A 5,457-nucleotide genomic window follows, 5' to 3' on the forward strand; every position below is an offset into this window, starting at 1 on the left:
TTCGTCCCCCTTCCGTTTGCATTTGCACCCACTCATGTATGACAAATAAGGAATTGTGTCGTCCGATGAAGAAATGGCTAGCCTTGTTGCTCATTTTGCTTCTGGGTAACTCTGCCCATGCCGATCTGGCTCTGAATCAAACTGACCATACGTTGCCTTTGGCTGGTCACTTGGCGATTCTGAGTGGCTCCGAAGGGGTGGACTCCATTGAAGCGGCTACCAGACAGGCCGATCGGTTCAAGCCACTGGCGAGTAATTTTATTGGCGGTTTCGGTCGTCAGCGGGATGTGTGGCTGCGGTTCACTCTGCTGTCGACTGACGCGCAGCCAACGAAGTGGGTGCTGCGGGTGTTGCCGACTTATCTGGATCAGGTTGATCTGTATCAGCCCGGTCCACAGGGATGGATTGTCACCCACAGTGGCGACACAGTGCGGTTTGGTCTGCGGAAAATGGATGATCGAGCGGTATCGTTTTCATTGAAGCTGAACACGAATCAACCGCGCACTTTTTATCTGCACCTACGACACGCCGGCGCATTCAACGCCTACCCCATACTTTACACGCCCGCGCAGTATCAACGGCAGCTCTCGCTCGAAGACTTGTGGCTGGGTGCGTTTTTTGGCGTTGCCGTATTGTTGCTGCTGATTCATGTGGTGTACTGGGTCACGCTGCGCGAGTGGGTTTTTCTTGCCTTCGGTGTGTATATCGCCATCCGCATCGTGTACTTCTTTACTTATGACGGCTTGACTTACCAATGGCTGTTGCCGGATCACTCCGAACTGGTCCATACGGCGTTGCGTTTTTCATTGGCTTGGGTAGTCGCCACCATCGCGCCGATTTTGGTGCAGGTGCTGGATATGCGACGGGACTATCCGAAGTTAGCCAGGATCGTTTGGCTCTTGGGCGGATTGGCGGCGATTTTTTCGATCACGGTATTCACCGGCCAGTTTGCCGCGTTCGGTGGCTTGCTCAGCCTCATTGTCTTGTCGCTGGGGGCGATTGGCGCCGGCGTGGCCGCGCTGCAATGGCGCCAAAATCGCCCGCTGGGTACGCTGATTTTGCTCGCGATGGTCATTATGCTGATCGGTACCGCCGTGAGTGCACTGGCGTCGTTCGGCATATCGTCCGGTGCGTTTTTGGATTTATACGGCGGGCAGATTGCCTCACTGGCTACATTGCTGGCGATTCACTTTGCCGTGACTCAGCGGGTGGTGCTGATCAAGCGGGAAAAAATCATCAGCGAGCAGGCGGTGCGGCTCGCGAACGAACGCACCGCCCAAGAGCGCGCGGCACGGCAAGAGCAGGCAGACTTTTTCGCCATGCTGTTTCATGAAATCAAAACCCCGCTGGCGGAAATCGCCTCCGCCGCCACCGTACTCGAACAACTCGATGATGGTACGAAACAGGAAACCGGCAGCCGCTACGATACCATTCACCATGCCGTCGAGCGCCTGAATTTGATGGTGGAACAAAACCTCGCGCGGGATCGGCTGGGGCTGGAGGAAATCCATCTATCCCGCCAGGAAGTTGATTTGAACGAACTGGCGCGTGGCGTACTCGATGCCTTTCAGATTGCGCATACCCGTCGTCTAATCCTCGATGCGCCAACTGTGATCCCCACGGTACAGGGCGATCCGGAATTCCTGCGCGTCGCCTTGGCCAACCTCATCGACAACGCCATCAAATACTCACCAGCAAACGGTGAAATTCGCGTCTGCCTGTCGGCAGAGCCCACGCGGGTGAAACTCAGCGTGCAAGACCGTGGTGCCGGCATGAGCGCTGAGGCCGTGGCGCGCGCCTTTGACCGCTACTGGCGGGGCGCAGCTGCCGGAACGATCTCTGGCACCGGCTTGGGGTTGTATCTGGTGCGCCGGATTGCCCAAGCCCATGGCGGCGATGTCGCGATCGAAAGCACACCGGGGCAAGGCAGCCGCTTCACCCTCAGCCTACCCTTGGCCTCGTCATGAGCGCGATTCGCTGCCTGGTGGTGGAAGACAACCCGCGCCTGCGGGCAGACCTGGTGTTCTACCTCGTCAATTGCGGCCTGTGCGCCGAAGGCGTGGGTGATGGCCATCAACTCGATCAGGCAATGAACGCTGCCGAGTGGGATGTGATCGTGCTGGATCTGGGGCTACCCGGTGAAGACGGATTAAGCATCGCCCGCCGCCTCGCGCCCCGCGCGGATCTCGGGCTCGTGATTCTGACCGCGCGGGATCGACTGGAAGATCGCCTCGCCGGATGGGAGAGTGGCGCGCAGGTATACCTCGTCAAACCCGTGCCGCTTGAAGAAATCGCTGCCGTAGTCAATGCCGTCTACCGCCAAATCCAGCGCACGACAGCCACCGAAGAATCGATCTGGCGTTTTTACCCCGAGCGACGTGAACTCATCGCGCCCAACGGCACCGTCATCACCCTCACTCACCGCGAGCGCTTGTTGCTGATGGCATTCAGCGATTCCTCGCAACGCTGCATTCCCCGCGACCTTGCTCTCGCGCAAGATGCCGGAGCCGCACTGGACACCTTGATTCATCGGCTGCGGCGCAAATTACGCCCGCACGGCGACCCGATTCGCACGCTCTACGGCGAAGGTTTTGCATTCGACGGCGACTTGCGCTGCTTCACCGAGACAAACCTGGACTAATTCTCGACAGCGGGCTTGCTTATTCGCCCATACGCGCTGCCGTTTCCAGCGGCATAACCCACGAGCCAGCTCGGGCAAATGCAAAAATGTTGTCAGAATTCAAAACGCCCGCCTTGTTAGATTCCTCTCACTGATCACGGTACCCACCCGATTCGAGTCACCCCAAGCCGACCGCTGAACCGACTCTGCACGCTGGCACCGCGATCACACTGAATCCATGAATGTTCAAGAGAGAGGGAGCAATGATCCACCGTTTTCGTATCGACATCGTCAGCGCGTTACTGGCTATGACACTCGGGCTCACAGCCTGTGGCGGAGGCGGTGGCTCACCCGCATCAACGCCCAGCCCCACGCCAAGCCCCAGTCCGGCACCAGCACCGACTCCGACGCCTGCTCCGCCACCCGCTACCTATACCATTGGCGGCTCCGTTACTGGCTTGGCTGCTGGCGATTGGGTGGTGTTGCTCAACAATGGCGGCGACAACCTCACGGTACATCAAAGCGGAAGTTTTACCTTTAATCAGCCATTAACCAGCCTTGCCAATTATTCCGTGACCATCGGTCAGCAACCGGTGGGGCAGACTTGTACGGTCAGTCAAGGTTCCGGCACGGTGGCAAGCAGTAATGTGACGAATGTGGTCGTCAATTGCCGCAACAATCCCGCGCCAACACCATCTCCGACACCGACACCGACACCGACACCGACACCGACACCGACACCGACACCGACACCGACACCGACACCGACACCGCCTCCAACACCTGCCACGCACACCTTGGGTGGCGGCATATCCGGCCTTCATACCGATCAGACTCTCGTCATCCAGAACAATAATGGCGATACCCTCACGCTCAAAGGCGCCAATGGATTCATCTTCCCCACGCCGCTGGCCGAAGGCACGAGTTATGCGGTCACTATTGTCCAGCAACCGGTCGGCGAAACCTGCAGCATTGCCGATGGTAGCGGCATCATGGGCACGAGCGACATCACCTCGGTATCGATTGGTTGCATCGTCAATCTGCGCACGATTGGCGGCAGCATCTCCGGCCTTGCGAACGATCCCACTCAGAACATCACGCTGCAAAACAATGGCGGCGATGATCTGTCCCTCAATGGGTCATTCGGGTATACCACCTTCCAGTTTTACACGCGGGTGCAAGAAGGCACCCCGTACGATGTCACCATCAAAACCCAGCCATCCAACCAAATCTGCACCGTCAGCAACGGCAGTGGCATCGCGGGTAGCACGAATATCACGAATGTCGCGGTGAATTGCCAAACGCATGGGCAGGTGTCCACCTATGCGGGTTCCACCGCCGCCGGTTATGGCGATGGCACGGGCACGCAGGCCATCTTCAGCAGCCCGTTTGGCGTGACCGCCGATGCACAGGGCAATCTGTTCGTGGCAGACACGGTCAACGATGTCATCCGCCAAATCGCCCCCGGCGCGGTGGTCACCACGCTGGCGGGTAATCCGGGCGTGCCGGCGTATCAGGATGGCACGGGCACAGCGGCACTGTTCCGCCAGCCCAATGGCGTAGTTGCCGACGCCCAAGGCAATGTATTCGTGGCGGACTCGGCCAATCAACGCATCCGCAAAATCACACCGGCTGGCGTCGTCACCACCTTTGCGGGAAGCACTCAGGGCTATCTCGATGGCCAGGGCACGGCGGCCGAGTTTGGCACCCCCTTCGGGATTGCCATCGATGCGCAGGGCAACCTGTATGTGGCCGACAGCGGCAATGAGTTGATCCGCAAAATCACCCCCAGCGGCGATGTAACCACCCTCGCCGGTACGCAGGGTACCTACGGCGAAGTCGATGGCACGGGCTCGGCGGCACTGTTTTTTAACCCGATCGGCATTGCGGTCGATGGCCAGGGCAACGTGTTCGTCGCTGATTTCGGCGGCTCGACCATCCGCAAAATCACGCCAACGGGCGTCGTCACCACCATCGCCGGCACCGCAGGTGTTGCGGGGAACGCCGATGGCACGGGCACGGCAGCGCAGTTCAATCAACCGGCAGGGCTTGCCATCGATGCCGCGGGCAATCTGTATGTGGCCGATTCCGGCAATAACACCATCCGCAAGATCACCCCGGACGGGGTCGTCACCACGCTCGCCGGCTCCGGCACCGCGGGCAGGCTCAATGGCGTCGGTACTGCCGCACAGTTCAACCGCCCGACCGGTATAGCCTTCAACCCGGTCACCGGCACGCTGTTTGTCGCGGACTGGGGCAATTCGCAAATTCGCCAAGTCGTGCCGTAAGCGCTTGAGAAAAACCATTTTCCCGGCGCATGCGTCGGGCTGTTTGATTGATAGACAAGGAGCAAGTAAATGTTGATGCAACGAAGTTATTTAACCGCCAGTGCGCTGGCGATCAGCATGGCGTTGGCCGGTTGTAATGGCGGGTCGTCGAGCAGCGCGCCAACACCGACTCCAACACCGACTCCAACACCGACCCCAACGCCGACTCCAACGCCAAGCACCTTCACCGTGGGCGGCAGTGTCTCGGGGCTGAATAGCGGAAATACCTTGACGCTACAAAACAACGGCACCGACACCCTGAGCATCAACAGCACCGGCGGGTTTACCTTCCCTACCGCGTTGGCATCAGGCAGTACCTACAATGTCAGCATCAGCCTGCAACCATCAGGGCAAACCTGTACGGTAACGAATGGCGCGGGCACGGTGGACACCAGCAATGTGACGAATATCGGTGTGAATTGCGTGACCATCACCCACACGGTCAATGCCGCGATTAGCGGCCTGTCCGCGGGTTCGACAATGACCTTGCAAAACAACACCACGGATAGC

Annotated in this window: 4 protein-coding genes; all 4 read left to right on the forward strand. The window is 59.0% G+C overall.

The features are described 5' to 3' along the window. The first annotated feature begins 65 nt into the window (after positions 1-65). Positions 66-1,967: a sensor histidine kinase gene (locus tag PHD44_RS12170; protein WP_300192103.1), complete on the forward strand. Its 1,902-nt coding sequence runs from the start codon at positions 66-68 to the stop codon at positions 1,965-1,967. Continuing rightward, positions 1,964-2,641: a response regulator transcription factor gene (locus tag PHD44_RS12175; protein ID WP_300192105.1), complete on the forward strand. Its 678-nt coding sequence runs from the start codon at positions 1,964-1,966 to the stop codon at positions 2,639-2,641. Before PHD44_RS12170 ends, PHD44_RS12175 begins: the two co-directional genes overlap by 4 nt. 242 nt (positions 2,642-2,883) lie before the next feature. After that, positions 2,884-4,908, forward strand: a complete 2,025-nt coding sequence (locus PHD44_RS12180; RefSeq protein WP_300192106.1) for an NHL repeat-containing protein — start codon at positions 2,884-2,886, stop codon at positions 4,906-4,908. 69 nt (positions 4,909-4,977) lie between these two features. Beyond that, positions 4,978-5,457, forward strand: a 480-nt coding sequence (locus PHD44_RS12185) for a hypothetical protein (protein ID WP_300192107.1), incomplete at its 3' end; no start/stop codon positions are given.

The sequence above is a fragment of the Halothiobacillus sp. genome, from assembly GCF_028710545.1.
In the GTDB taxonomy this organism is placed as follows: domain Bacteria; phylum Pseudomonadota; class Gammaproteobacteria; order Halothiobacillales; family Halothiobacillaceae; genus Halothiobacillus.